Annotated in this window: 1 protein-coding gene; it reads left to right on the top strand. The window is 67.2% G+C overall.

The window, feature by feature from the left end; all coding sequences use genetic code 11:
• The coding region (locus tag QJS31_RS37270; RefSeq protein WP_306359033.1) for a tetratricopeptide repeat protein at nucleotides 1-332 on the top strand (332 nt) is incomplete at both ends.

Raw genomic sequence — 332 nt, 5'->3', positions numbered from 1 at the left:
GACCTCCCAAACCTGGCGGGGTCGTTGAACACCCTGGCCGTCCGGCAGGCCGAGACCGGTGACCGGGAGGCGGCACTGACCTCCATCGTCGAAGCAGTGGGCCACTACCGACGACTGGTCGACACGAACCCGGCGGCATTCCTCCCAAACCTGGCGGGTTCGTTGAACACCCTGGCCGTCCGGCAGGCCGAAATCGGTGACCGGGAGGCGGCACTGACCTCCATCGTCGAAGCGGTCGGCCACTACCGACGACTGGTCGACACGAACCCGGCGGCATTCCTCCCAAACCTGGCGATGTCGTTGAACACCCTGGCCGTCCGGCAGGCCGAGAG

Origin of the sequence: Nocardia sp. CC213A, assembly GCF_030766805.1 — a bacterium.
Taxonomy (GTDB): domain Bacteria; phylum Actinomycetota; class Actinomycetes; order Mycobacteriales; family Mycobacteriaceae; genus Nocardia; species Nocardia otitidiscaviarum.
The sequence above is the reverse complement of the archived record's forward strand: the minus strand, read 5'-3'. Positions and strand labels throughout refer to the sequence as shown.